At 74.8% G+C, this 22,665-nt stretch carries 20 protein-coding genes; 10 read left to right on the top strand and 10 right to left on the bottom strand.

What is annotated here, in order from left to right:
- The first annotated feature begins 150 nt into the window (after nucleotides 1-150).
- The 8 genes from rpmH (at nucleotide 151) to BMY88_RS16785 (ending at nucleotide 5,760) form a co-directional block, all read left to right on the top strand.
- Nucleotides 151-288 carry a 50S ribosomal protein L34 gene (gene rpmH, locus BMY88_RS16820; protein ID WP_089305879.1) on the top strand — a complete coding sequence of 46 codons (138 nt, stop codon included), beginning with the start codon at nucleotides 151-153 and terminating at the stop codon, nucleotides 286-288.
- Between the two features lies 1 nt (nucleotide 289).
- On the top strand, nucleotides 290-658 hold the full coding sequence (gene rnpA, locus BMY88_RS16815) for a ribonuclease P protein component (protein ID WP_091946037.1): 369 nt from the start codon (nucleotides 290-292) through the stop codon (nucleotides 656-658).
- Nucleotides 655-1,032 (top strand): membrane protein insertion efficiency factor YidD, encoded by a 378-nt coding sequence (yidD, locus tag BMY88_RS24805; protein ID WP_091946034.1) that lies wholly within the window; start codon nucleotides 655-657, stop codon nucleotides 1,030-1,032. Before rnpA ends, yidD begins: the two co-directional genes overlap by 4 nt.
- Nucleotides 1,025-2,092, top strand: coding sequence for a membrane protein insertase YidC (gene yidC, locus BMY88_RS16805; protein ID WP_091946032.1), 1,068 nt, complete (start codon nucleotides 1,025-1,027; stop codon nucleotides 2,090-2,092). The genes yidD and yidC overlap by 8 nt, the downstream gene beginning before the upstream one ends.
- Before the next feature lie 85 nt (nucleotides 2,093-2,177).
- Complete coding sequence (locus tag BMY88_RS16800) at nucleotides 2,178-2,819, top strand: Jag family protein (RefSeq protein WP_091946029.1); 642 nt, start codon at nucleotides 2,178-2,180, stop codon at nucleotides 2,817-2,819.
- 26 nt (nucleotides 2,820-2,845) lie between these two features.
- Nucleotides 2,846-3,529, top strand: coding sequence for a 16S rRNA (guanine(527)-N(7))-methyltransferase RsmG (rsmG, locus tag BMY88_RS16795; protein WP_091946026.1), 684 nt, complete (start codon nucleotides 2,846-2,848; stop codon nucleotides 3,527-3,529).
- 93 nt (nucleotides 3,530-3,622) lie between these two features.
- Complete coding sequence (locus tag BMY88_RS16790) at nucleotides 3,623-4,723, top strand: ParA family protein (protein WP_091946023.1); 1,101 nt, start codon at nucleotides 3,623-3,625, stop codon at nucleotides 4,721-4,723.
- Nucleotides 4,720-5,760: a ParB/RepB/Spo0J family partition protein gene (locus BMY88_RS16785; RefSeq protein ID WP_091946019.1), complete on the top strand. Its 1,041-nt coding sequence runs from the start codon at nucleotides 4,720-4,722 to the stop codon at nucleotides 5,758-5,760. Before BMY88_RS16790 ends, BMY88_RS16785 begins: the two co-directional genes overlap by 4 nt.
- A 114-nt stretch (nucleotides 5,761-5,874) precedes the next feature.
- Here the strand turns inward: BMY88_RS16785 and BMY88_RS16780 are convergent, their stop codons facing one another.
- The 9 genes from BMY88_RS16780 to BMY88_RS16740 form a co-directional block, all read right to left on the bottom strand.
- Nucleotides 5,875-6,867: a D-alanine--D-alanine ligase family protein gene (locus BMY88_RS16780; protein WP_091946016.1), complete on the bottom strand. Its 993-nt coding sequence runs from the start codon at nucleotides 6,865-6,867 to the stop codon at nucleotides 5,875-5,877.
- Nucleotides 6,864-8,279, bottom strand: coding sequence for an aminotransferase-like domain-containing protein (locus tag BMY88_RS16775; protein ID WP_244524739.1), 1,416 nt, complete (start codon nucleotides 8,277-8,279; stop codon nucleotides 6,864-6,866). Before BMY88_RS16775 ends, BMY88_RS16780 begins: the two co-directional genes overlap by 4 nt.
- 114 nt (nucleotides 8,280-8,393) lie before the next feature.
- The gene (locus BMY88_RS16770; RefSeq protein WP_244524738.1) at nucleotides 8,394-9,608 is read right to left on the bottom strand and encodes an N-acetylmuramoyl-L-alanine amidase; all 1,215 of its coding nucleotides are present in this window, start codon (nucleotides 9,606-9,608) and stop codon (nucleotides 8,394-8,396) included.
- 194 nt (nucleotides 9,609-9,802) lie between these two features.
- Entirely contained in the window at nucleotides 9,803-10,129 is a 327-nt protein-coding gene (gene trxA / locus BMY88_RS16765; RefSeq protein WP_091946014.1) for a thioredoxin, read from the bottom strand.
- Between the two features lie 151 nt (nucleotides 10,130-10,280).
- Nucleotides 10,281-11,297 (bottom strand): thioredoxin-disulfide reductase, encoded by a 1,017-nt coding sequence (gene trxB, locus BMY88_RS16760; protein WP_091946011.1) that lies wholly within the window; start codon nucleotides 11,295-11,297, stop codon nucleotides 10,281-10,283.
- Between the two features lie 53 nt (nucleotides 11,298-11,350).
- On the bottom strand, nucleotides 11,351-12,991 hold the full coding sequence (locus BMY88_RS16755) for a protein kinase family protein (RefSeq protein WP_091946310.1): 1,641 nt from the start codon (nucleotides 12,989-12,991) through the stop codon (nucleotides 11,351-11,353).
- Between the two features lie 76 nt (nucleotides 12,992-13,067).
- The gene (gene murJ / locus BMY88_RS16750; RefSeq protein ID WP_244524737.1) at nucleotides 13,068-14,732 is read right to left on the bottom strand and encodes a murein biosynthesis integral membrane protein MurJ; all 1,665 of its coding nucleotides are present in this window, start codon (nucleotides 14,730-14,732) and stop codon (nucleotides 13,068-13,070) included.
- A 353-nt stretch (nucleotides 14,733-15,085) separates the two neighbouring features.
- Complete coding sequence (locus BMY88_RS16745; RefSeq protein WP_091946005.1) at nucleotides 15,086-17,341, bottom strand: DUF6049 family protein; 2,256 nt, start codon at nucleotides 17,339-17,341, stop codon at nucleotides 15,086-15,088.
- A gap of 74 nt (nucleotides 17,342-17,415) precedes the next feature.
- Nucleotides 17,416-17,892, bottom strand: a complete 477-nt coding sequence (locus BMY88_RS16740; protein ID WP_091946002.1) for an NUDIX hydrolase — start codon at nucleotides 17,890-17,892, stop codon at nucleotides 17,416-17,418.
- 123 nt (nucleotides 17,893-18,015) lie between these two features.
- Between BMY88_RS16740 and BMY88_RS16735 the strand changes: the two genes are divergently transcribed.
- On the top strand, nucleotides 18,016-19,527 hold the full coding sequence (locus tag BMY88_RS16735) for a CCA tRNA nucleotidyltransferase (protein ID WP_244524736.1): 1,512 nt from the start codon (nucleotides 18,016-18,018) through the stop codon (nucleotides 19,525-19,527).
- A gap of 1,020 nt (nucleotides 19,528-20,547) precedes the next feature.
- On the opposite strand, the gene BMY88_RS16725 is transcribed toward BMY88_RS16735, so the two are convergent.
- On the bottom strand, nucleotides 20,548-21,849 hold the full coding sequence (locus BMY88_RS16725) for an MFS transporter (RefSeq protein ID WP_091945996.1): 1,302 nt from the start codon (nucleotides 21,847-21,849) through the stop codon (nucleotides 20,548-20,550).
- A gap of 111 nt (nucleotides 21,850-21,960) precedes the next feature.
- Here BMY88_RS16725 and BMY88_RS16720 point away from each other — a divergent pair, with 111 nt between their 5' ends.
- A complete protein-coding gene (locus tag BMY88_RS16720) occupies nucleotides 21,961-22,620 on the top strand; it encodes a YqgE/AlgH family protein (protein ID WP_091945993.1) in 660 nt (219 codons plus the stop codon).
- Nucleotides 22,621-22,665 lie beyond the last annotated feature (45 nt).

The following is a 22,665-nucleotide window of genomic DNA, read 5'->3' as shown; positions in this document are numbered from 1 at the left end:
CGCTCGCGCGCCGGGTGTGCACCGTGGACGGCCCCGGTCGACCAGCTTCCGGGGGGCATCCGGAGCGGCAACAGCCGCGCAGGTGTCGCCCCGCGCGTGCCCGCCCACCGGCGGGTGTGCACCGCCGATGCCGTGTAGTAGGAGTCCTCCGTGAGCAAGCGCACGTTCCAGCCGAACAACCGTCGTCGGTCCAAGACCCACGGCTTCCGGCTGCGTATGCGCACCCGCGCGGGCCGGGCGATCATCGCCGGCCGTCGGCGCAAGGGTCGCGAGAAGCTCTCCGCCTGAGGTGTTGCCCGCGCAGGCACGCCTGCGCCGGCGTCCGGAGTTCACCGCGGTCGTCCGGTCGGGCCGACGTGTCGGGCGGTCGACCATGGTGCTCCACTTCCTCCCCGAACGCCCGGGGCCCGCGCCCGAGGGGGCCGGCCCACGGGCGGGATTCGTCGTGGGCAAGGCGGTGGGCAACTCGGTCGTCCGTTCGCGGGTGACCCGTCGCCTGCGCGCCGTCGTCCGCGGCGAGCTGCACCGGGTCCCACCGAGCGCCGACCTCGTCGTCCGGGCCCGGCCGGAGGCGGCGCAGGCCTCGTCCGAGCAGCTGCGCGCGGACCTCGTGTCCGGCCTCGACCGGGTCCTCGGCCCGCGGGCGGGCGCTCGATGACCGCCCCCGGTCGTGGACCGGTCGCCCGGGCCCTGCTGGCCGTCGTCGCCTTCTACTCCCGGGCGATCAGCCCGGCGCTCCCGCCCCGCTGCCGCTTCGCGCCGACCTGCTCGGCGTACGCGGCCGAGGCCATCGCGGTGCACGGTGCCGCGCGCGGCAGCTGGCTGGCACTCCGCCGGCTGCTGAAGTGCGCGCCGTGGCACCCCGGCGGGTTCGACCCGGTGCCGCCGTGCGGAACCACGCACGACCACCACTCGTCGGGGAGTGCGGTGCCCTCAGGGGCGCGCGCCGCCGGCTCCGACCGGTCGCGCCGCGACCCGACGTCCACGCCGGCCCACGGCCGGTCAGCGCAGCAGGAGGCTCGCGTTGCTTGACTGGCTGTACACCGCGATCGCGTGGGTGATGAAGCAGTGGCACGCGCTGTTCTCCACGTTCCTCGACCCCGCCGCCGGCATCACCTGGGCGCTGTCGATCGTGATGCTCGTGGTCACGATCCGCGTGCTGCTGTTCCGCCTGTTCATCAAGCAGGTCAAGAGCCAGCGGGCGATGCAGGAGATCCAGCCGGAGATCCAGAAGCTGCGCAAGCAGTTCGGGTCGGACCGGCAGGGCTTCAGCGAGGCCATGATGAAGCTCCAGAAGGAGCGCGGGGTCAACCCGCTGGCCGGCTGCCTGCCGATCCTGCCGCAGATCCCCATCTTCATCGCGCTCTTCCACGTGCTGCGCCGCCTGCAGCCCGGCGCGGACGGGCTGTACAGCTGGAGCGACGAGCTCACGGACCAGGCGGCCAAGGCCGAGCTGTTCGGGGCGCCGATCTCGTCGTCGTTCAACATGGCCGGCGAGAAGGCGGACGCGCTCCTCGCGCTGCCGGGCGTGACGATGATGAACATCCGCATCGTCGCGCTGACGCTCATGATCATCATGTGCGCGACGACCTTCTTCACGCAGAAGCAGATCATGCGCCGCTCCGGGCCCGTCGAGGGCCAGGCCGCCATGGTGCAGAAGCTGATGCTCTACGGGATGCCGATCAGCCTCTTCGTCACGGGGTTCTTCTTCCCGATCGGCGTGCTGCTCTACTGGTTCACCAACAACCTGTGGACGCTGGGCCAGCAGTTCTACATCCTGCGCAAGCTGCCCCCGCCGAACTCGCCCGCCGCGCTGGCCAAGAAGGCCGCCGAGAAGCCGGCCGTCGACCCGAAGGCGCTCGCCCCCAAGCCCGGGGCCAAGCCCGTCCGCGGCAAGGGCGGCCGCCCGGTGGTCGCGCTGGAGAAGAGCACCCCGGCGCCGGATCCCGCCCCGGCCGGCGGCACCAACGGCGCCCCGCCGTCGACCGCCGGTGACGGCGGCCCCGGTGACGGCGCCTCCGGTGCCAGTGCCTCCGGCGCCGGGACCAAGGGTTCCTCGCCGGCGAACCGCGGCAAGCGCAAGCGCCGATGAGCGGCCGGCGCCGCTCGTCCGGCGCCGCCGCATCCAGACCACCGGGGACGCCCCGGCCGCCCGCACCCACAGGAGGAGAGCCCTCATGAGCGCCCCGAACCCCTCGGCCACGGACACCTCCGCGACCGCGACCGACACCGAGCTGCCGGACTCCGGCGCGGCGGACGCCGACGCGCTGGTCGACGACGCGGACACCGACACAGACACCGACGAGGCCGGAGCCGACGACGCCGGCTCCGGCGCGGCCGGAGGTGCCCGCTCGGCCGACGACCTGCTGGTCCGCGAGGGCGACGTCGCCGGTGACTACCTGGAGCGGCTGCTCGACATCCTCGACGTGGACGGTGACATCGACCTCGACGTGGAGGGCGACCGCGCGTCGGTGGCCATCGTCGGCGGCCAGCTGACGGACCTCGTCGGGACCGACGGCACGGTGCTCGAGGCCCTGCAGGAGCTGACCCGGCTGGCCGTGGCCCAGTCCACGGGTGTCCGCAGCCGGCTGATGCTCGACATCGGCGGCTACCGCGCCCGCCGCCGCGCCGACCTGACCACCCTCGCGGGCGAGACCGCTGCCCGGGTGAGCCAGAGTGGCCAGCCCGAGCGCATGGCCCCGATGAACCCGTTCGAGCGCAAGGTCGTGCACGACGTCGTCGCCGGTGTGACCGGTGTGCACAGCGAGTCGGAGGGCGAGGAGCCCAACCGCCGGGTCGTGGTCCTGCCGGACCGCTGAGCGGTGCGGCGCCCGGGAGCGAAGCGATGACATCGAGCGATCAGGACGCCTCGCAGGCCACTCCCGCCCCGGGCGCCACCCCGCCCCCGCCGCCGCTGGCCGCGGAGGTCTTCGGGGCGGCCCTCCCCCGGGCGATCGCCTACGTCGACCGCCTGGCCGGCGACGGGGTGACCCGCGGCCTGATCGGGCCGCGCGAGGTCCCGCGCCTGTGGGAGCGGCACGTGCTCAACAGCGCGGCGGTGGCCGAGGCGGTGCCCGCCGGCGCGCGGGTCGTCGACGTCGGCAGCGGCGCGGGGCTGCCGGGCATCCCGCTCGGGTTGGCCCGCCCCGACGTCGTCCTCACGCTCGTCGAGCCCATGGCCCGCCGGGTCGACTTCCTCACCGAGGCGGTGGCGGAGCTCGGCACCGGATGGCGGGTCGTCCGCGGCCGCGCCGAGGAGCGGTCGGTCGTCACCGCCGTCGGACCGGTCGACGTGGTCACCGCGCGGGCGGTCGCGCCGCTGCCCCGGCTGGTGTCGTGGTGCCGCGGCCTGCTTCGGCCCGGCGCCTCGCTCGTCGCCCTGGTGGGCGCCCGGGCGCTCGCGGAACTGCCCGGGATGCTCGCGGAACTCGAGGCCGCGGGGATGCAGGACGTCCACCCCCGGGCTGTCGGTGCGGAGTGGGGAGACGCTGCCACTACCGTGGTGGTGATGACGCGCGGCCGACGGTGACGACGGACGCTCGGAGACCCACCGTTCCACGTGGAACGCGCTGCGTGAGGACGCGCGTGTTCCACGTGGAACGGCACGCAGGAAGGACCCGTGATGAGTGACCCGGGCCAACGGCTGCGGAGCAGTCTCGCCGCCGATCAGGCGGCCATGGCCCAGTTCTCCTCCTCCGGTGAGGAGTTCGACAGCCCGATCGCCATGGAGGCGCTGCGCGCCACCCGGGTGCTGCACGCGGCCAACCAGGATCCCTTCCCCCGGCCCGGACGCATCCGGGTCATCACCATCGCCAACCAGAAGGGCGGCGTCGGGAAGACCACCTCGACGGTGAACCTGGGCGTGGCCCTGGCCCTCTACGGGCTGCGGGTGCTCGTCATCGACCTCGATCCGCAGGGGAACGCGAGCACGGCCCTCGGGGTCGAGCACAGCGTGGGGACGCCGTCGATCTACGACGCCCTCGTCGGCGACCGGGAGATGTCGGAGGTGGTCCACCCGACGTCGGCCAGCCCGAACCTCCGGTGCGTGCCCGCCACCATCGACCTCGCCGGCGCGGAGATCGAGCTCGTCTCGGTCGTGGCCCGCGAGTACCGGCTGCGCCGCGCGATCGAGGGGTACCTGCAGGGGCTCCCAGAGCACGAGCGGCCGGACTACGTCCTCATCGACTGCCCGCCGTCCCTCGGGCTGCTGACGCTGAACGCACTCGTGGCCGGCGACGAGGTGCTCATCCCGATCCAGTGCGAGTACTACGCGCTGGAGGGCCTGGGGCAGCTGCTCAACAACATCGAGCTGGTGCGTGCGCACCTCAACCCGGGGATCTCCGTGCGCAGCATCCTGCTGACGATGTACGACGCGCGCACCAAGCTCGCCGACCAGGTGGCCGACGAGGTCCGCAACCACTTCAAGGACCTCGTGCTCCCCACCGTCATCCCCCGCAACGTGCGTGTCTCCGAGGCGCCGGGTTACGGGCAGTCGGTGGTCACCTACGACCCGGGCTCGCGCGGCTCGACGAGCTACGTGGACGCCGCTCGGGAGATCGCCGAGCGCGGCGTCGCGCTCACCCCGCTCACCGACGTCCGCCCCGGCGGGGCCCGTGGCGCCTATCCCCCGCCGCTGCCGCCGCGTGCCTTCCCCGACACCGATTCCGCCACCGTGGATGCCGGCACCGTGCCGGCCCCGTCCTCCGAGGAGTCCTCCCGATGAACAAGCGTGGCGGTCTGGGCCGGGGCCTCGCGGCGCTCATCCCGACGAGTGCACCGCCGGTGGAGCAGCCTCTGCCGGTCGGCGACGAGCGGTTCGCGGACGGCGGAGCGGTCGAGGCCCCGGCCGTGCACCTGCTGCCCAAGGCCGCGCAGGCCGCGGACAGCGTCGCCGAGACCGTCGCCCGGCAGGTCGAGGAGACCGTCGGGGTCCCCGGCGCGCAGCTGCGCGAGGTGGTCGTCGGCGACATCGTCCCCAACCCCAAGCAGCCCCGGCAGGTGTTCGACGACGAGGCGCTGGAGGAGCTCACCCATTCGGTGCGCGAGTTCGGCCTGCTCCAGCCGATCGTCGTCCGCGAGAGCGTCCTGGACGACGGCCGCACCGGCTACGAGCTGATCATGGGCGAGCGGCGGCTGCGGGCCGCCCGCGCCGCGGGGCTCGAGAGCGTTCCGGCCATCGTCCGGGACACCGAGGACGACGCGCTGCTGCGCGACGCCCTGCTGGAGAACATCCACCGCGTCCAGCTCAACCCGCTGGAGGAGGCCGCCGCCTACCAGCAGCTGCTGGAGGAGTTCGGCGCCACCCACGAGGAGCTGGCGCAGCGGATCGGCCGCAGCCGGTCCCAGGTCACGAACACCATCCGGCTGCTGAAGCTGCCGGTGAAGGTCCAGACCCGCGTGGCGGCCGGCATCATCTCCGCCGGCCACGCCCGTGCCCTGCTCGGCCTGGCCGACGCCGAGGCGCAGGAGGCGCTGGCCACCCGGATCGTCGCCGAGGGGATGTCGGTGCGGGCCACCGAGGAGGCGGTCGCGATGGCCGCCGCCGAGCGGCCCGCCGCCACCCGGCGCACCCGCCGGATCATGGCCCCCGGCGTCGAGGACCTCGCCGGGCGGCTCTCCGATGCGTTCGAGACCAAGGTCAAGATCCAGATCGGCCGGGCGAAGGGCCGCATCGTCGTCGAGTTCGGCTCGGTCGACGACCTGCAGCGCATCATCGGCCAGATGGCCCCGGACATCACCGGCCGGCGCAGCGAGTCCTGACGCAGGACCCACCCGTCCCACCCGTCGCACACCCGGCCGAGGAGTGCGTCGCGACGATCACGCGTGGGCCTCACCGGGGATTCCGTCACAGCGGAATCCCCGGTGAGGTGCCGGCTACCGGCTGGTGTGCGCGCGGCGGGTGAGGAGCTCGGCGAGCAGCTCGCCGAGGTCGCGCCCGGCGGCCTCGACGGCCATGGGGAACATGGACGTCTCGGTCAGTCCCGGGGAGACGTTGACCTCCAGGAAGTGCACCGCCCCGTCGGCGTCGACGATCGCGTCGGTCCGGGAGAGGTCGGCCAGGCCGAGCTCGCGGTGCACGGTGACGGCGAGCTCGGCCGCACGCTGGGCGACGTCGTCCGGGATCCGCGCCGGGGTGTGGTACTCGGTGAGCCCCGGCGTGTATCGCGCGGTGTAATCGAAGACGCCGGACGCCGGAGCCAGCTCGACCGCGGGCAGCGCCTGCGGACCGTCGCCCAGGTCGACGACGGCGAGCGCGAGCTCGGTGCCCTCGACGAAGCGCTCCACCATCACGGTGTCGCCGTAGGCGAAGCAGCTGACCATGGCCGCGGGCAGGTCCTCGACGCGGCTCACCTTCTGCACGCCCAGGGACGACCCGCCCGAGGCGGGCTTCACCATGAGGGGCAGGCCGAGCCGCGCGACGATCAGGTCGAGGACGGCGCCGGCGCCCAGCTCGCGGAACGTGCTGTGCGGGAGGGCGACCCAGTCCGGCGTCGTCCCACCGACGGACCGGACGACGGACTTCGCGGCGGGCTTGTCCCAGGCCAGCCGGCACGCCGCGGCCGGCGATCCCACGTAGGGGACGCCGGCGAGGTCGAGGACGGCCCGCAGGGATCCGTCCTCCCCCGTGGCGCCGTGCAGGGCGATGAACACCGCGTCCGCGGGCGCTGCGGCGAGCCCGGGCAGCAGCTCGGCGTCGGCGTCGCGCAGTTCGGCGTCGACCCCGGCGCGGGTCAGCTCCTCGGCGACCTGCGTGCCGGAGGAGAGGCTGACCTCCCGCTCGAACGTCAGGCCACCGGCGAGCACGACGACGCGCAGCGGGTCGGCGGCCGCCGTGGGGGCGGGAGCCGGGGCGGAGTCCGTGGTCATGCTCGGCCGTCCTCGAAGTGGTCGCTGTTGGCGGGCCCGACGAGGTTCTCCGCCGTGTGGTTGGGGACCGCGCGGGGCACGGCGCGGAAGGTGCCGGTGTCCACGGAGTCGAAGGTGGAGTGCAGGTCCAGCTCGGCCTCGATGACGCGGGCCAACCGGCGCACCCCCTCGCGGATCTGGTCGGGCTCGGGGTAGCAGTAGGACAGCCGCATGTACTCGCGGCCGCCGCCGTCGGCGTAGAAGCCGATGCCCGGCACGTAGGCGACGTGCGCGTTCACCGCGCGCGGCTGCATGAGCTTGCTGTCCAGCCCGTGCGGCAGCTTGAGCCACACGTAGAAGCCGCCCTCGGGCCGGGTCCACGTCGTTCCGGCCGGCATCATGGCCTCGAGCGACTCCAGGCAGGCGTCGCGGCGCTCCCGGTAGAGCTCGGTGAACAGCTTGATCTGCTCGCGCCACGGCTGGGTGTCCAGGTAGCGGGCGACGGCGTACTGGGTGAGCGACGGCGGGCAGAGCACCTGCGCCTCGGTCGCCAGCACGAGCTTCTCGCGGACGGCGAGCGGAGCCAGCACCCAGCCCACCCGCAGGCCGGGCGAGAAGGTCTTGGAGAAGGAGCCGAGGTAGACGACCCGCTGGGAGTTGCGCGCCCGCAGCGCCCGCATCGGCTCCCGGTCGAAGCCGAGCAGGCCGTAGGGGTTGTCCTCGACGATGAGCAGGTCGTACCGGTCGGCGATCGCCATGATCTGCTCGCGGCGGGGCTCGGACAGCGTCACGCCGGCGGGGTTGTGGTAGTTCGGCACGGTGTAGAGGAACTTCACCCGGTCGCCGTTGGCGCGGCACTCCAGCAGCGCCTGCTCCAGCGCCTCGGGGATGAGGCCGTCGTCGTCCATCGGCACGTGCCGGACCCGGGCCTCGGAGGACTGGAAGACGCCCAGCGCGCCCACGTAGGACGGCCCCTCGGCGAGGACGACGTCACCGGGGTCGCAGAACACCCGGGTGACCAGGTCGAGCCCCTGCTGGGAGCCGACGGTCACGACGACCTCGCTGGGCGAGGCGTCGGTGATGCCCTCCAGCGCCATCACGTCGCAGATCCGCTCCCGCAGGCGCGGGTCGCCCTGGCCGGAGCCGTACTGCAGCGTCTGCGCGCCCATGCCGCTGACCAGGTCGCCGATCATCGAGCCGACCGCGTCCAGGGGGAGCGCGGTGACCGCGGGCATGCCACCGGCGAGCGAGACGACCTCGGGCCGGCTCACGACGGAGAACAGCGCGCGGATCTCCGACGTCTTCATCCCGTGCGTGCGTGCCGCGTACCGGTCCGCCAGCGGGTCGAGCCGCGGATGGCGCGGGACGACGGGGGAGTGCAGGTGCGCGTTCGCGCCGGGGCCCGGGGGCACACCGGGCGGGAGAGTGGCCACCCGTCGAGTGTAAGGAGCCGGATCCAGCGAGTTGTCCGACACGGCGGGATGTGACGGAAGGGTCCGGGGAGAGGGGGGCTCAGCTCGGCAGGGGGGCGGCGCGTGCCCGCGGTGTCATCCGGAGGATGACGATCGAGGGAGCACGAAGGTGCCGGTCGGCGGGTCGGCCTCGGCGGGCAGGAACAGCCGCTGGACGGCGGCCAGGACGGCGGAGGCGACGGTGCCCCGCAGCTTGGCGTCGAGCAGCAGGAGCCGGTCCACGGGGTGCGACAGGTAGCCGCAGTCCAGGCGGACGGCCGGCATCCGGGTCATCCGCAGCAGTTCCCACGTCCGCGGGTAGCCGCCGAGGTCGATGAGGCCGGTCCGCGCCACGATCTCGCGGCGCACGAGGTGTGCGAACTGCTCCCCCACCGTGGAGGAGGCTCCCGAGCCGGTGCCGTAGTAGTAGCTCGCGACCCCCCGGGCGTGCTCGGACCCGTGGGAGTCGGTGTGCAGGGAGAGGAACAGGTCGGCGCGGGCGTCGTTGGCGAACGTCGTCCGCTCGGCGGCGCTGGGGTTCTGCTCGCGGCCGCGCGTCAGGTAGACGGTCGCGCCGGCGGCGGCGAGCCGGCCCTCGATGCGCGACGCGAGGTCCAGCACGAGGTCGGCCTCGGTGGTCTCCCCCGCGGTGAAGCCGGTCTCGTCCCCGCCGTGCCCGGGGTCGATGACGATCCGGCGGCCGATCAGGTGCGGGCCGCTCTCCACCATGGAGGCGCTCTGCCGCAGCAGCTGGGGGCGGCCGCCGGTGACCTTGCGCCCGAGCTGCCGCAGCGCGCGGAGGGTCGCCGGGCCGCACGTGCCGTCGGCGGTGAGCCCGTAGTCGCGCTGGAAGGCGCGCAGGCCGGCCTCCGTCTCCGGCCCGAGGATGCCGTCGGCCCGGCCGGCGTCGTAGCCGAGCTCGAGCAGGCGCTCCTGGAGGCTCGTGACGTCGTCGCCGCGGACGGGGCGCTCGGGGTCGTGGTGCAGCAGCCGGTCACCGAGGGACCAGCGGGCCTCCGACAGCGCCCGGTAGGTCTCCTCGCCCACCTGGCCGTCGACGGTCAGCCCGCGCACCTGCTGGAAGTGGCGGACGGCGAGCTCGGTCGCGGAGTCGTAGACCGACTCGACGCCGGTGTTCCCCGTCTCCCCGGCGTCGCCGGCTCCCCCGGTCTCCCCCGCGTTCCCCGCGTTCCCGTCGTCCCCGGTGGCCGGCTGGAGCAGGTCCAGGCTGCGCAGCGCCGCCCGCACGTCCGCGACCGCGGCGCCGCGGTCCCCGGGTCTCAGGGGGTACATGCCGTCGTTGCTCGCCATCGTTCGTCGATTGTCGTCCCCGGTCCCGGCCGGGGCCCAACGGGGGGCCGGTTTCAGCACCCCGGACGCGCCGGGGCCCACCCGGCCGGGTGGGCGGGTGGGCCCTGGATCACGCTGCGTCCTGGTCTAGCGTGCGGCCCCCGTGCCGGGTCCCGCCGCGGGCGTGCGAGCGGCAGGGGGCACGGGGTCCTGGCTCAGATGTAGTCGGACAGGTCCGACAGGATCGCGCCCTTGGGCTTGGCGCCGATGATGCTCTTGACCGGCTTGCCGCCCTGGAAGACCGTCATGGTCGGGATCGACATGACCTGGTAGTCGCGGGCGATCTGCGGGTTCTCGTCGATGTTCAGCTTGGCGATCGTGAGCTTGTCGCCGTGCTCGGCGGCGATCTCCTCGAGCACCGGAGCGACCATCTTGCACGGTCCGCACCACTCCGCCCAGAAGTCGACGAGCACGGGCTTGTCGCTGCCCAGGACCTCGTCGGCGAAGCTCGCGTCGGTCACCGTCACGGTGTTGCCTGCCATGGTCGTTCTCCCTGTTCGGTTGCGCGAAGTCGCTGGTGGGTCAACCAGCGTGATGGGCGGTCTATGCCCGGGACCGCCTGTCGGCCCGTGTCGTTCGGCCACCCTCCGGGGTCCCGCGACGAGCGCGGGGCCGGGGGAAGGGCGGCCTTCGTCAGCGCTCGTCGAAGGTCTCGGCGAGCCAGCGCTCGGCGTCGATCGCCGCGGCGGCCCCGGTGCCGGCCGAGGTGATGGCCTGCCGGTAGATGCGGTCGACGACGTCGCCGCAGGCGAAGACACCGTCGATGTTCGTGCGGGTCGTCGGGTGCTCGACCAGGATGTAGCCCTCGTCGTCCAGCTTGAGCTGGCCGGCGAAGATCTCGCTGCGCGGGTCGTGGCCGATGGCGACGAACACGCCGGACACCGGGAGCTCCTCGGTGCTGCCGCTGGCGACGTCGGCGAGCCGGATGCCGGAGACGGTGTCCTGCCCGAGGACGTCGAGGACCTGCTTGCCGAGGGCCCAGCGGATCTTCTCGTTGTCCTGCGCGCGCTTCTGCATGATCTTCGAGGCGCGGAGCTCGTTGCGGCGGTGGACGACGGTCACGCTCTTGGCGAACCGGGTGAGGAAGGTCGCCTCCTCCATCGCCGAGTCGCCGCCGCCGACCACGACGATGTCCTGGTCGCGGAAGAAGAAGCCGTCACACGTGGCACAGGCGGAGACGCCGCGGCCGAGCAGCCGGGCCTCGTTGTCCAGGCCCAGGTACCGGTACTTGGAGCCGGTGGCGACGATGACGGCGTGGGCGCGGTGCACCTCGTCGCCGATCTTCACGATCTTCGGCGTCGCGGTGAGGTCGACCTCGGTGACGTCCCGCGCGACCAGTTCCGCACCGAAGCGCTCGGCCTGGGTGCGCATGTCGTCCATCAGCTGCGGACCCTGCACGCCCTCGGCGAAGCCGGGGAAGTTCTCGACCTCGGTGGTCGTCATGAGCGCGCCGCCGAACTGCGAGCCCTCGAAGACCAGCGGGTGGAGGTTGGCGCGGGCGGCGTAGACGGCCGCCGTGTACCCGGCCGGACCGGATCCGATGATGATCAGGTCGCGGACGCCGTCGTGCTCCGCCGGGGGGATCACGGGGTGCACGATCCCCTCGGTGGTGACCGCAGGGCCGGGGCTGGGCTGGTGGTCGTTCGTCACGGGCGGCACAACCTCGGATCGTAGGGGCCGCATTCCCGGAGGGGCGGGGTCGCTCACCCGGCCGGGCGGAGGGCGACCTCGGCGATGTCGGCGGAGAAGCCGCCCTCGGTCTCGGCCAGCGACGTCACCCACACGAGCAGGTAGCGGGTGGTGACCGGCTCGTCGAAGGCCAGCTCGGTGGAGCCGTCGACGGTCCCGGACGCGCCCACGGTCCACTCCGCGAGGTCCGCGCCGGGTCCGCCGCCGACGCGGACCTCCATGCTCGCGCCGGGGGTGTTCGTGGTGATCGTGACCGCGGCCAGGGCCTGGTCGCCGCCGAGGTCGTAGACGATGCCGACGCCGTCCTTCAGCCCGGAGAAGTCCGGCGAGCTGGAATAGGTCACCGTCGACCAGGCGGTTCCGGTGTCCCCGTCGTGGGTGAGCGGGACGTCGCCGTCGTTCTCCGGGTCGGAGTCCTGCGGGTTGAACAGGGTCGAGGAGGCGATCGTGGCCGCGGGGAGCTCGCCGGTCGGGGGCTCCTCGGCGGGGGCCGAGTCCTGCGGCACGGAGGACGACGGCGGGGCCGAGGTCCCGGAGCCGTCGTCCGTCCCGTCGGCGACCGACAGCACGTTGGTCCCGAACCACCACGCGAGCAGGACGACGACCACGAGCGCGATCAGCGGGAGCCCGATCATCACGAGCCTGCGCCGGGCCGGGCGCTCGCCGTCGGTGGTCTCGCCGAAGCCGTCGTCCCGCCGGTCGTCGAGGGCCTCGTCGAAGGCGTCGTCGTCCTCGTCCTCGTCGCCGAACGCGGCGTCCAGGCGCAGGTCGTCGTCGCGGTAGGCAGGTGCCGGGGGCAGCCCGCCGACGCCCAGCCGCTGCGGACCGCCGGCGTCGACGTCGTCGACGTCGTCCTCCTCGCGGCGCTCGCGCAGCCGGCGCAGCCAGCCGCTGTCGCTCTCCTCCGGATCGCGGATGAGGTGCATCGACTGGCTGGGGCGCGGCGGAGCGGCCAGCAACGCCGCCATGGCGGCCGCGCTGGACAGCCCGGCGCCGGGCTCGGTGGAGCGGGCGCGACGGACCAGCGCGGCCAGGTCGGGCTGGGCGACCAGCAAGGGACGCGGCGGGCGCCCGTCGGCGGCCGGTGCGTCGCTCTGCCGGCCGGTGAGGCAGTACTCCAGGAGCTCCCCCAGGGCGGCGATGTCGCCCTGCATGGTCCCGGAGGCGGCGGGGACCGCGCGCAGCCCGACGAGGCCGTTGGGGCGCAGCACGACGGTGTCGGGGCCGATGCCGCCGACCGCCAGGCCGACCCGGTGCGCCTCGGCGACGCCCTCGGCCAGCCGGCGGAGCACGGTGCGCACCTCGCGCTCGGGGATCGGGCCCTCGGCGAGCCGCTCCGCGAGCGTGCGGCCCTCGATCCACTCGTTCACGACGTAGGCGGCACCGCCCGGGGCGGCGGCATCCCCGCTGCCCTCCGCCGCGTCGTAGACCATCGCCAGCGCGGGGGTGGCCAGGCCGCCGGCGGTCAGCGCCCGGCCGATCCAGGCCCGGGCCGCGGGGCCGCCGGGAATGTGCACGCGGATGGCGACGTCGCGGTTGAGCACCCGGTCGCGCGCCCGCCAGCAGCGGATCACGCCCGTGGCGGTGGCCTCCTCGGGCCCGACCTCGTCGATCGGTCGGTAGCGGTCGGGAAGACCGGTGACGGTGGACGTCATCGCCACAGGCCCTCCGTCCAGTCGTCGCCTGCGGCGCACCCGCTCCGCTGCGGGAGTCGCGGCCCCGGGCCGCCGGTCACCCGCGCCTCCGGCGATCCAGGACCGCGTCGAGCGGTCCGGTCACCTCGGGGACCCGGGCGAGCAGCATGCCGCCGATGGCTGCGACTCCGATGACCACGGTACCGATGAGCAGGGTGCCGAGCGAACCCGCCACCGAGGTCCCGAGCGCGTCCCGAGACACAATCGTGACCCCCCAGCCCACCAGGGCAGCGCCGAGCGAAGCGGCCGTCACGCGGAGTACCGGAACCAGGCTGGACCGGGTGTCCAGGCCGCCGAGCCGGCGGGTGAGCGCCACGTGCCCCAGGACCCAGCCGGCGACGTACGTGAGGCTCGTGACGAGCATCAGCCCGGCGACGACGTGCTCGGGCTCGACCAGGGCCGGCACCAGCAGCAGCAGGGGAACGCGCACGGCCACCATGCCGACCTGGATCAGCGTCGGCGTCCGCGCGTCCTTCATGGCGTAGAACACCCGCAACTGCAGCAGGGTCACCGCCATCGGCAGCAGCCCGAAGGCGCCGATGGCCAGCGCGACCCCGATCGCGTGCGCCTCGGCCACGCTGGTGTTGCCGCGGGCGAAGGCGACCGTGGCCAGCGAGGGGCCCAGCACGGTGAGCGCGGCGGACACCGGCAGCAGCCCGAGGGCGGACAGGCGCGTGCCCAGCGACAGGTCCTGGACCACGCCGTCGACGTCGGAGCGGGCCGCGGCCCGGCTCATCCTCGGCACCAGGGCGGTCAGCAGCGCGACGCCGATGATCCCGTAGGGCATCTGGAACAGCAGGCTGGCGATGGCGAAGGCGCTGGACCCGAGCCCGCCCTCGCGTCCGGCGGCGTTCGCGATCCGGGTGGCGACGGCGACGCCGACCGCGCTGACCGCGGAGTACCCGATCACCCACAGCCCCAGCGAGCCGGCCTCGCGCAGGCCGGTCTGGCGCAGGTTCCAGCGCGGCCGCAGCGGCACCCCGGCCCGGGGCAGCAGGGGGAGCAGCACCAGCGCCTGCACGGCGATGCCCAGCGTGGTGCCCGCGCCCAGCAGCCACACCAGGCCGCTGCTGATGGTGTCCGGCTCGAGCTCGCCGTCGGCCACTGTCATGAACACCACCCCGGTGGCGATCACGACCACGTTGTTCAGCACCGGCGCCCACGCCGGGGGTCCGAAGACGCCGCGCGAGTTGAGCACCGCCTGGGCGAGCGCGCCGATGCCGTAGAAGACGATCTCCAGCAGCAGGATCCGGGCCAGCCAGTTGGCCAGCGCGACCTGGTCGGCGTCGCCGGAGATGCCGTACAGGCTGGTGAGCACGGGGGCGATGAGGACGGCCAGGAGCGTGACCACCGTCAGCCCGGCGATCGCGACGGTGGACAGCCGCTGCACGTAGGCGACACCGCCGTCGCGGTCGCGCTCCTGGGCGTGCACGAACAGCGGCACGATCACCGAGGTGAGCACCCCGCCCAGGAGCAGCTCGTAGACGATGTTGGGGAGCGTGTTCGCGGTGTTGTAGGCGTCGTTGACCAGCCCGACGCCGAGCGCCGCGGCCAGCACCATCGTGCGGAGAAGGCCGGTGACCCGGGAGACGAGGGTGGCCACGGCCATCGTGCCGGCGGCCCGGAGGATGCCGCGGCTGGCACCGGGGGCGCCCTCGCGGGCCGAGGCCTCCTCGTCGGTCTCGTCGACCGGCTGAGGCACCGCGGGCAGGACCGGGATGAGCTGCGTGTCGTCGGCGGCGGGGACGAAGCGGGGCCGCGGCGGGGGGACGGGGGGCAGGGGCCGGGCGGCGCGGGCGGGGCGCGGCGGAGGAACGGGGCGCAGTGGCGCGGACGCGGGGCCGCCGGCAGGGCGCACCGGGGCCGACGAGGGGGCCGTAACCGGGCCGGGCACGCCGCCGACCGGGAGGTCCTCGGGCACGACCGGGTACGGCGGCGGGGGCAGCGGCGTGGCAGGGGGCCGGGGCCGGCCGTCGCCGGCGGGGCGCCGCGGCGGCGCGGGCGGGACCGGGGGGAGCGGCAGCCGATCGCGCTCGCCGACCGGGTGCTCGTCGCTCACACGGGGCTCCGCGTCGGCGGCAGCGGCACGGCCGCCCCCTCGGGAGCGAGCAGCTGGTCGTCCTCGGCCTCGCCGCGGGCGGCGGCGGCCCGGCGGCGGAGCAGGAAGAGCACCAGCCGGCGCAGGAAGAGCAGCCCCAGCAGGGCGGCGGCGCCGATGGTGATGGCCAGGGAGATCGCGCCGTAGGCGGTGCTCGTGACCTGCAGCTCCACGGGGCTGCCCAGCTCGCCGCCGTCCGGGGTGACGAGCCGGGCGGTCACCGTGAACCGGCCGGACTGGCCCACCTCGGCAGGCACTTGCAGGGTGGTGCGCTCGCCGGGGGCGAGCAGCTGCACCCCGATGTCCTCCACCGACAGGCCCACCCCGCCGCGGGCGCGCACCTGGAGCCGCACCTGGACGGCGAACTCCAGGTCGTTGCGCACCGTCAGCACCAGCGGCGCGTCGCTGGAGGCGAGGCTGTAGGTGCCGTCGGCCGGGGAGAGCAGGGTGACCTCGTCGAGCAGCCCGTCCAGCGTGCGCCGGAGGTCGGCCGCGGCCGCCCGGGCGCGATCGGGGTCTGCGCGCCAGGCCACCGACGTGGCGCGGGCGGTCGCGGCGTCGTAGGGCGCCAGCGCGGCCGCCGGGTCGCCGACCACGGCCCCGGCGAGGTCGTCGCGCACCCCGACCGCCGCCTGGACGTCCGCGAGCACGGCGGGGTCGATCGCGACGGGATCCGACGGCGGGGTGAGCCCCCCGGTGTCGGCGACCGGGCCGGTGAGCAGCTCGTCGAGGGAGGCCGTCCGCACGCCGGGGACCAGCGCGGTGGAGGCGATCATCGCCGCCATCCCGTCGGCGTCGGCGTCGACCCCGCGGGCCGGCGCGACGAGGACGGTCCGCGGCGCGAGGGGGTCCCCGCCAGGCTGGCCGGCGAGGAGCGTCAGCTCGGCGACGTAGCGCTGGCCGGCGATGCGCGTGCCCGCGGCGACGGATCCCGCACTGCCGGCGAGCCCGCTCAGCCCGGAGTCCGCGACCAGCCCCGTCGTCCCGTCGGCGAGCGGGGTGCGCGCGGCCGCGGCGTCGGACTCGAGCCCGACCGCCGCGGCGCCGTCGGTCAGGCTGGTCGACCCGACGACGACGGTGGAGACGCCGCCGTCCCGGAGGACGCCGAGGGTCTGGCCGTGCACGGTGCCGCCGGCTGCCCACATCAGGTCCGACCGCACCGGTACGCCGAGGGCGTCGCGCAGGATGCGGACGCCGGCGCCCCGCTGGTCGACGGGCGGGGCGCCCTCCTCCGGGACGGCGGGGAACGCGGCCGCCGTCCCGGTGGCGGGCAGGCTCCGTGCGGCCACCGCGGCGAGCCCGGCGGTGGTGAGGGCGTCGACGTCGACGTCGCCGTAGGGCAGCGCCACGACCGGATGGTCGGCGGCCACGGCGCGCAGCCGCTCCAGGAAGGCGGCGGCCGCCTCCGTGCCGTCCCCGCCGTCCGACGAGCCCGCGATCGCGTACGGGCCGTCGGCCATGACGGTCAGGGCCTCGACCAGCGCCGGGTCGATCGCCAGGGTCACCCGCGCGACCGGCTGCGGCGCCGCGCCGGGCGGGGCCGTCTCGGGGATCCGCTCCACGGCCGCCAGGGCCCGGTCCAGCCGACCGCCGGAGGCGACGAGGTCGGCGAGCTCGTCGTCGACGAACCGGCCCGCGGCGTCCCGGTGGGTGGGCTCGACCAGGGGCCACAGCCAGGCCACCCCGGTGGTCCGGATCGGGGGCGCCGATGCCTGGACGACGAAGGTGGACACCTCGCCGACCCGCCGCTGCTCGCCGTCCTCGCCGGCGCCGTTGAGGTTGAGCAGCACCGGGTAGACGCCGTCCTCGCCGAGCTGGAGGTCGGTGGTCGTGGTGGTGTAGTCGAACGGGATCGACTCCCCCGCGGGCAGCGGGTCGGCGATCGGCTTGAACGCCGCCGCCACCGTCGCGGCCGGGTCGGGGTCGGTGTCGGTGGCGACCAGCTCCGCCCGCGTGCGCAGCACCTCGCCCCGCTGGAGCCGGATGCTCAGGCCCGTCAGGTCCTCGTCGCCGGTGTTGGTCAGCGTGCCGCTCAGCGTGATGGGGCCACCGGGGGCGACGGTCGCCGGGTCCATCCGGTCGATCTCGATGCGGACGGGGCGGTCGGCGTCGGTCTCGCCGTCCCCCGGAGCCGCGCCAGCCGGGGACGGGGCGAGCCCCGCCAGGCCGGCCAGCAGCGGCAGCGCGAGCAGCGCGGCGAGCAGGACGCGCACCGGCGCCGAGCGTCGTCGGGGGCCTGTGCCCCGGCGTCCGGTGCCGTGCCCGAGCTTCGAGGAGGGGCCGCGCCTCACGCGCTGTCGGCGAGCAGCGCCGGGGCGCGCTCGACGAGGGCCCGCTCGTCGGCGTAGGCCAGCCGGGCGCTCAGCTCCTCGAGCGGCACCCACGCCACCTCGGTGACCTCGATGTCGGCGTCGGAGAGGGCGCCGCCGATCGCGCGGAGCAGGAAGTGGTGGACCGTCTTGTGCACCCGCCGGCCGTCGGCGACGAACCAGAAGTCGATGATCCCGAGCGGGGCGAGGACCTCGCCGATGATCCCGGTCTCCTCGGCGACCTCGCGGACGGCGGTGTCCGCGGGGGTCTCCCCCTCCTCGATGTGGCCCTTGGGCAGCGACCAGAGGAGCCGCCCGCGGCGGTCGGTGCGCCCGATCAGGGCAGCACGAGGGCCGGTGACCCCGTCATCGGCCACCACCAGGCCCCCGGCAGAGGTCTCGTCGACCCGGCGCAACCGGCGGCCGGGGCGCCCGCGCCCGCCCGTCCCAGCCATGCCAGGAGGGTAGCGCGCGCCGGGCGCGAGCCCCGGGAGCATCGCAGCGGGTGGCGGGCGAGGTGGGGGCCGTGCGCGGACACCGACCGGGGACGACCGGCCGCCGCACTACCCTGGCTCGTCGTGTCCAGCCAGCCCCCGGGTTCTCCGTCGCACCGCTCCGTCGTCGAGCCGGTGCCGGTCGCCGTGCAGCAGACCGTGCGGGAGCTCGTCGAGGTCTCCCCCGTGCTCGCCGAGCTGGGCGCCCGGTTCTCCGCCGCCGGGTTCCAGGCGCACCTCGTCGGGGGCTCGGTCCGCGACGCGCTGCTCGCCGCCGGCGCCCCCGGGTCCGGGGTGCCCGGCGACCTCGACGTCACCACCGACGCGCGGCCCGAGCAGACCCTCGAACTGCTGCGCGGCTGGGCGGGTTCCACGTGGAACCAGGGGATCGCCTACGGCACGGTCGGGGCCGAGGTGCGCGGCGTCCGGCTGGAGATCACCACCTTCCGCGCGGACCGCTACGACCGGGAGTCCCGCAACCCCGAGGTGGCGTGGGGCGACTCGCTGGTCGACGACCTGGCCCGGCGGGACTTCACCGTCAATGCCATGGCCGTGTCCCTGGCCGACGACCGCACGGTCACCGACCCGTTCGGCGGCCTCGGTGACCTGCTCGCGCGCCGGCTGCGCACACCGGGTGCGGCGTCGGACTCCTTCGCGGACGACCCGCTGCGGATGCTGCGCGCGGTGCGCTTCGTGGCGCAGTTGGAGCTCACGCCGGACGAGGACGTGCTCGAGGCGATGGCCAGGATGTCGGGCGAGCTGGGACGGATCACGCCCGAGCGGGTGCAGGCGGAGCTGTCGAAGACGCTGCTGCAGGACTCGCCGCGGGCAGCGCTGGAGCTCTTCGTCGACAGCGGCCTGGCCGACGTCGTCCTCCCGGAGCTCTCGGCGCTGCGGATGGAGATCGACGAGCACCACCAGCACAAGGACGTCTACACCCACTCGCTGACCGTGCTGGACCAGGCGATCTCCCGCGAGAAGGAGCTGGCGGCTGCGGGCGACGGCGTCGAGAGCCCCGACCTGGTGCTGCGGCTGGCGGCGCTGCTGCACGACCTCGGCAAGCCGGCGACCCGCCGGCACGAGGAGCGCGGCCGGGTCTCCTTCCACCACCACGAGGTGGTCGGCGCCAAGCTGGTGCGCAAGCGGCTGACGGCGCTGCGCTACCCCAAGGACGTCGTCGAGGCGGTCTCCCGGCTGACGTTCCTGCACCTGCGCTTCCACGGCTACGGCCGGGGGGAGTGGACCGACTCCGCGGTGCGCCGCTACGTCACCGACGCCGGCGACCTGCTCCCCCGGCTGCACACCCTCGTGCGCTCGGACTGCACGACGCGCAACAAGCGGCGGGCGGCGTCCCTGGCGTCGACCTACGACGCCCTGGAGCAGCGGATCGCCGAGCTGTCGGCGGCCGAGGACCTCGCACGGGTGCGCCCGGACCTCGACGGCAACGCGATCATGGAGCTGCTGGGGATCGGGCCCGGGCGCGAGGTCGGCGAGGCCTGGCGGCACCTCAAGGAGCTGCGACTCGAGCGCGGACCGTTGGACCGCGACGAGGCCGAGGCCGAACTGCTCCGCTGGTGGGCCGCCCGCACCGCCTGAACGGAGTGCGAGAGCGCAGGAAACCTCGCCTCTCGCCCTCCGCTGTGGATGACGACGGCGGGAGATCGGCGGCTACCGGCACCCTGCGCCGGTGCATCTGCCACCCATCGCGCTCGACGGCGAACAGGTCGCCCCGCGTTCCGTGCTGACGGCGAGGGGTGTCAGCGCCTACCGACTCCGCACCGCAGTGGCGTCCGGGAGGTGGCAGGAGCCCTTGCCGGGAATCTTCGTCAGCCACTCGGGTCCCCTGACGCGTCGCGAGCGCTGGTGCGCAGCGCTGCACTACGCGGGCGCCGGCTCGGCGCTCTCCCACCGCAGCGCTCCCCTGGCTCTGGGATGTCGAGTGCAGGAGGTCTCCACGACCCGACGGGCCGCGGGTGTCCGTGGCGCATACGAACTGCCCGCCGAGGGCGGTCTCGTCGAGGTCACCGCTCGCCACGGTCACCACCTGTGGTCGAGGGGGTTCGTCGTCGTGCACCAGAGTCGTCGTCCGGTCACCGCTGTGGACCTCCACCCCGGGGTGCGGGTCACCACGGCGGCCCGCGCTGCCGTCGACGCCGGCATCACCTCCGCGCGTCGGGCCGACGTCGACCATGTGGTCGCCGACGTCCTCCAGCGCGGGATCTGCTCGGTACCGGCGCTCGAGGAGGAGGCCGCTCGGCTGGGCAGGCGCCTGACGGCCTGGCTCCGGCAGGCCCTCGGTGACGCGCGGCGGGGGATGCGCTCGGTGGGCGAGTCCGACCTCCGACGCGTCGTCCTCGCTGCGGGGCTCCCCGAGCCGGAGTGGGGGGCGGCTGTCGAGACCCCGGCGGGCACGTTCTTCGTCGACGCGCTGTGGAGGGACCGCGGGGTGGCGGTCGAGGCGGACGGCTCGGCCTTCCACCTCTCGGCCGAGGACTGGGCAACGGGACCTCATCCGGCAGAACGCGCTGCAGTCGGTCGGGCTGCTGCTCCTTCGCTATCCCGTCCGCCGACTCCGCAGCGCCCCGGCGGACTGCGGCCAGGAGATCGCCGCCGCGCTCAGCTGACCGGAGTGCGAGAGCGCAGGAAACCTCGCCTGTCGCACTCCGCATAGGCGAGGGCGGTCAGGAGGTAGGCGGCGCCGATCCCGACCAGGACGCCGTACGAGACCCCGGACGCCGGCAGCAGGAACGCCCCCGCGACCACGGCGACGACGAAGGTGACGTTGAACAGGGTGTCGTAGACGGAGAAGACCCGGCCGCGGTGGGCGTCGTCGACGGTCTCCTGCAGGGTCGTGTCCACGCAGATCTTCACGCCCTGCCCCACGAAGCCGAGGACGAAGCCGGCGGCGACGGCGGTGGGCGGCACGAACGGCACCCCGAGCGCGACCTGGCCGACCCCGCCGGCGGCCAGCAGCACGACCGACCAGCGCGGCTTGCCGATCCGGCGGACCACCCGCGGCGTCACGGCCGCGGCCAGCAGCGCCCCCGCCGCACCGGCCGACAGCACCTGCCCCACGCCGGCCAGGCCGGTCGGCAGCAACGGCCCCCACGCCTCGAAGGTGTTGCGGTAGAGCAGCAGCGTCATCAGCGTGAGCAGCCCGAAGCAGACCCGGTGCACGGCCATCGCGGCCAGGGCGGCCGCCGCCGGGGGGATGGCGAACACGTGGCGGGCGCCGGCCACCATGCCGCGGAGCACGTCCCCGGCGGTGAGGCGCTCGGCGCCGAGGGACTCGTCGGGTCCCAGGTGCTCCCGGGAGAAGCCGGCCGCGACCGCCGACGCGGTCGCGTACGGGAGGACGGCGGCCGCCGCCACCACCGCGTAGGCCACGTCCCCGGAGCCCGCCAGCGAGGCGATCGCCACGGCCACCCCGCCCCCGACGACGGAGACCGCCGTGCCGGCCGTCGTCGAGAAGGCGTTGGCCGACACCAGCCACCGCTGCTCGACGGTGTGCGGCAGGCCGGCCGACAGCGCGGCGAGCAGGAACCGGTTGACCGCGAACACCAGCAGGCCGGCCACGTAGAAGGGGCCGCCGGCCACGCCGCCGGCGATCAGCGCTGCCACCACCAGCACCAGCAGACCGCGCGCCAGGTTCGCCAGGACGAGGACCTGGCGGCGGCTCCACCGGTCCAGCCACACCCCGGCGAAGGGCCCGACCAGCGAGTACGGCAGCAGGAGGACGGCGAATCCCGCGGCGACGTCGACCGGGTCGGCGGCCCGCTGCGGGTTGAACAGCACCGTGCCGGCGAGCGCGGCCTGGAAGACGCCGTCCCCGAACTGGGAGAGCAGGCGCGTGCCCAGCAGACGCCGGAAGTCGGGGCGGCCGAGCAACCGCCGGACCCCGCTCGGCGCCTCGTGCACCCGGTCACCCTAGGTCGGGGCCGGTACCGCCGCGTGACCGCCGGGCCGGTGCCGGCCCGCCGCGCCACTCGGCGCGTCGCCGCGGGCCGGGGTGGGGCACACTGGAGCGCGATGACCTCCCCGCCCGATCCCGATTTCGGCCCGCCGGCGCGGCCCACCACCGGGCGACGCCGCCCTGATGCGGTGCCGTCGCTGTCGACCGGTTCGGTCGAGGACGTCCGGCCCGGGTCGCTGCTCGTGGCGCTGCCCTCGCTCACCGACCCGACCTTCGCCGGCACCGTCGTCTACGTGCTGGACCACAACGACACGGGCACGCTGGGCGTCGTCCTGGGCCGGCCGAGCCAGGTCGAGATCCGCGACGTGCTCCCCGGCTGGTGCGAGCTCGCGGTGGACCCGGGGGTCTTCCACGTCGGCGGCCCCTGCGAGACCGACACCGCGCTGTGCCTGGCCACCAGCCCGCCCGGGGCGCTCGACGAGGACTCGGGCCTGCGCCGCGTGGCCGACGAGGTGTGCCTGGTCGACCTGGACGCCGATCCGGCCGAGCTCGAGGACCTGGTGACCGGGCTGCGGGTGTTCGCCGGGTACGCCGGCTGGTCTCCCGGGCAACTGGCCGGAGAGGTCGCCGAGGGCGCCTGGGCCTGCGTCGCGGGGGTCCCGGGCGACGTGATGAGCGAGCTGGCGGGGCCGGAGCTGTGGCGGCAGGTCATGGGCCGCCAGACCGGCCGGCTCGCCGTCCTGTCGACCGCGCCGGCCGATCCCTCCGTCAACTGAGGGCAGCGCCGCCGGGCGGTTTCTGGTAGGAATGAGCCCGGGAAG

It is taken from the genome of Trujillonella endophytica, from assembly GCF_900110555.1.
GTDB lineage: Bacteria > Actinomycetota > Actinomycetes > Mycobacteriales > Geodermatophilaceae > Trujillonella > Trujillonella endophytica.
Note: the sequence above shows the minus strand (reverse complement) of the source record. Positions and strands in the feature narration are given on the sequence as shown.

What these genes read in the sequence shown, in the direction of transcription:
- BMY88_RS16780 (WP_091946016.1), bottom strand. Translation starts at nt 6,867, where the DNA reads ATGACCACGGACTCCGCCCCGGCTCCCGCCCCCACGGCGGCCGCCGAC.
- BMY88_RS16755 (WP_091946310.1), bottom strand. Translation starts at nt 12,991, where the DNA reads ATGACGTCCACCGTCACCGGTCTTCCCGACCGCTACCGACCGATCGAC.
- BMY88_RS16790 (WP_091946023.1), top strand. Translation starts at nt 3,623, where the DNA reads ATGAGTGACCCGGGCCAACGGCTGCGGAGCAGTCTCGCCGCCGATCAG.
- BMY88_RS16740 (WP_091946002.1), bottom strand. Translation starts at nt 17,892, where the DNA reads ATGGCTGGGACGGGCGGGCGCGGGCGCCCCGGCCGCCGGTTGCGCCGG.
- trxA (WP_091946014.1), bottom strand. Translation starts at nt 10,129, where the DNA reads ATGGCAGGCAACACCGTGACGGTGACCGACGCGAGCTTCGCCGACGAG.
- yidD (WP_091946034.1), top strand. Translation starts at nt 655, where the DNA reads ATGACCGCCCCCGGTCGTGGACCGGTCGCCCGGGCCCTGCTGGCCGTC.
- rsmG (WP_091946026.1), top strand. Translation starts at nt 2,846, where the DNA reads ATGACATCGAGCGATCAGGACGCCTCGCAGGCCACTCCCGCCCCGGGC.
- BMY88_RS16770 (WP_244524738.1), bottom strand. Translation starts at nt 9,608, where the DNA reads ATGGCGAGCAACGACGGCATGTACCCCCTGAGACCCGGGGACCGCGGC.
- BMY88_RS16800 (WP_091946029.1), top strand. Translation starts at nt 2,178, where the DNA reads ATGAGCGCCCCGAACCCCTCGGCCACGGACACCTCCGCGACCGCGACC.
- BMY88_RS16785 (WP_091946019.1), top strand. Translation starts at nt 4,720, where the DNA reads ATGAACAAGCGTGGCGGTCTGGGCCGGGGCCTCGCGGCGCTCATCCCG.
- BMY88_RS16720 (WP_091945993.1), top strand. Translation starts at nt 21,961, where the DNA reads ATGACCTCCCCGCCCGATCCCGATTTCGGCCCGCCGGCGCGGCCCACC.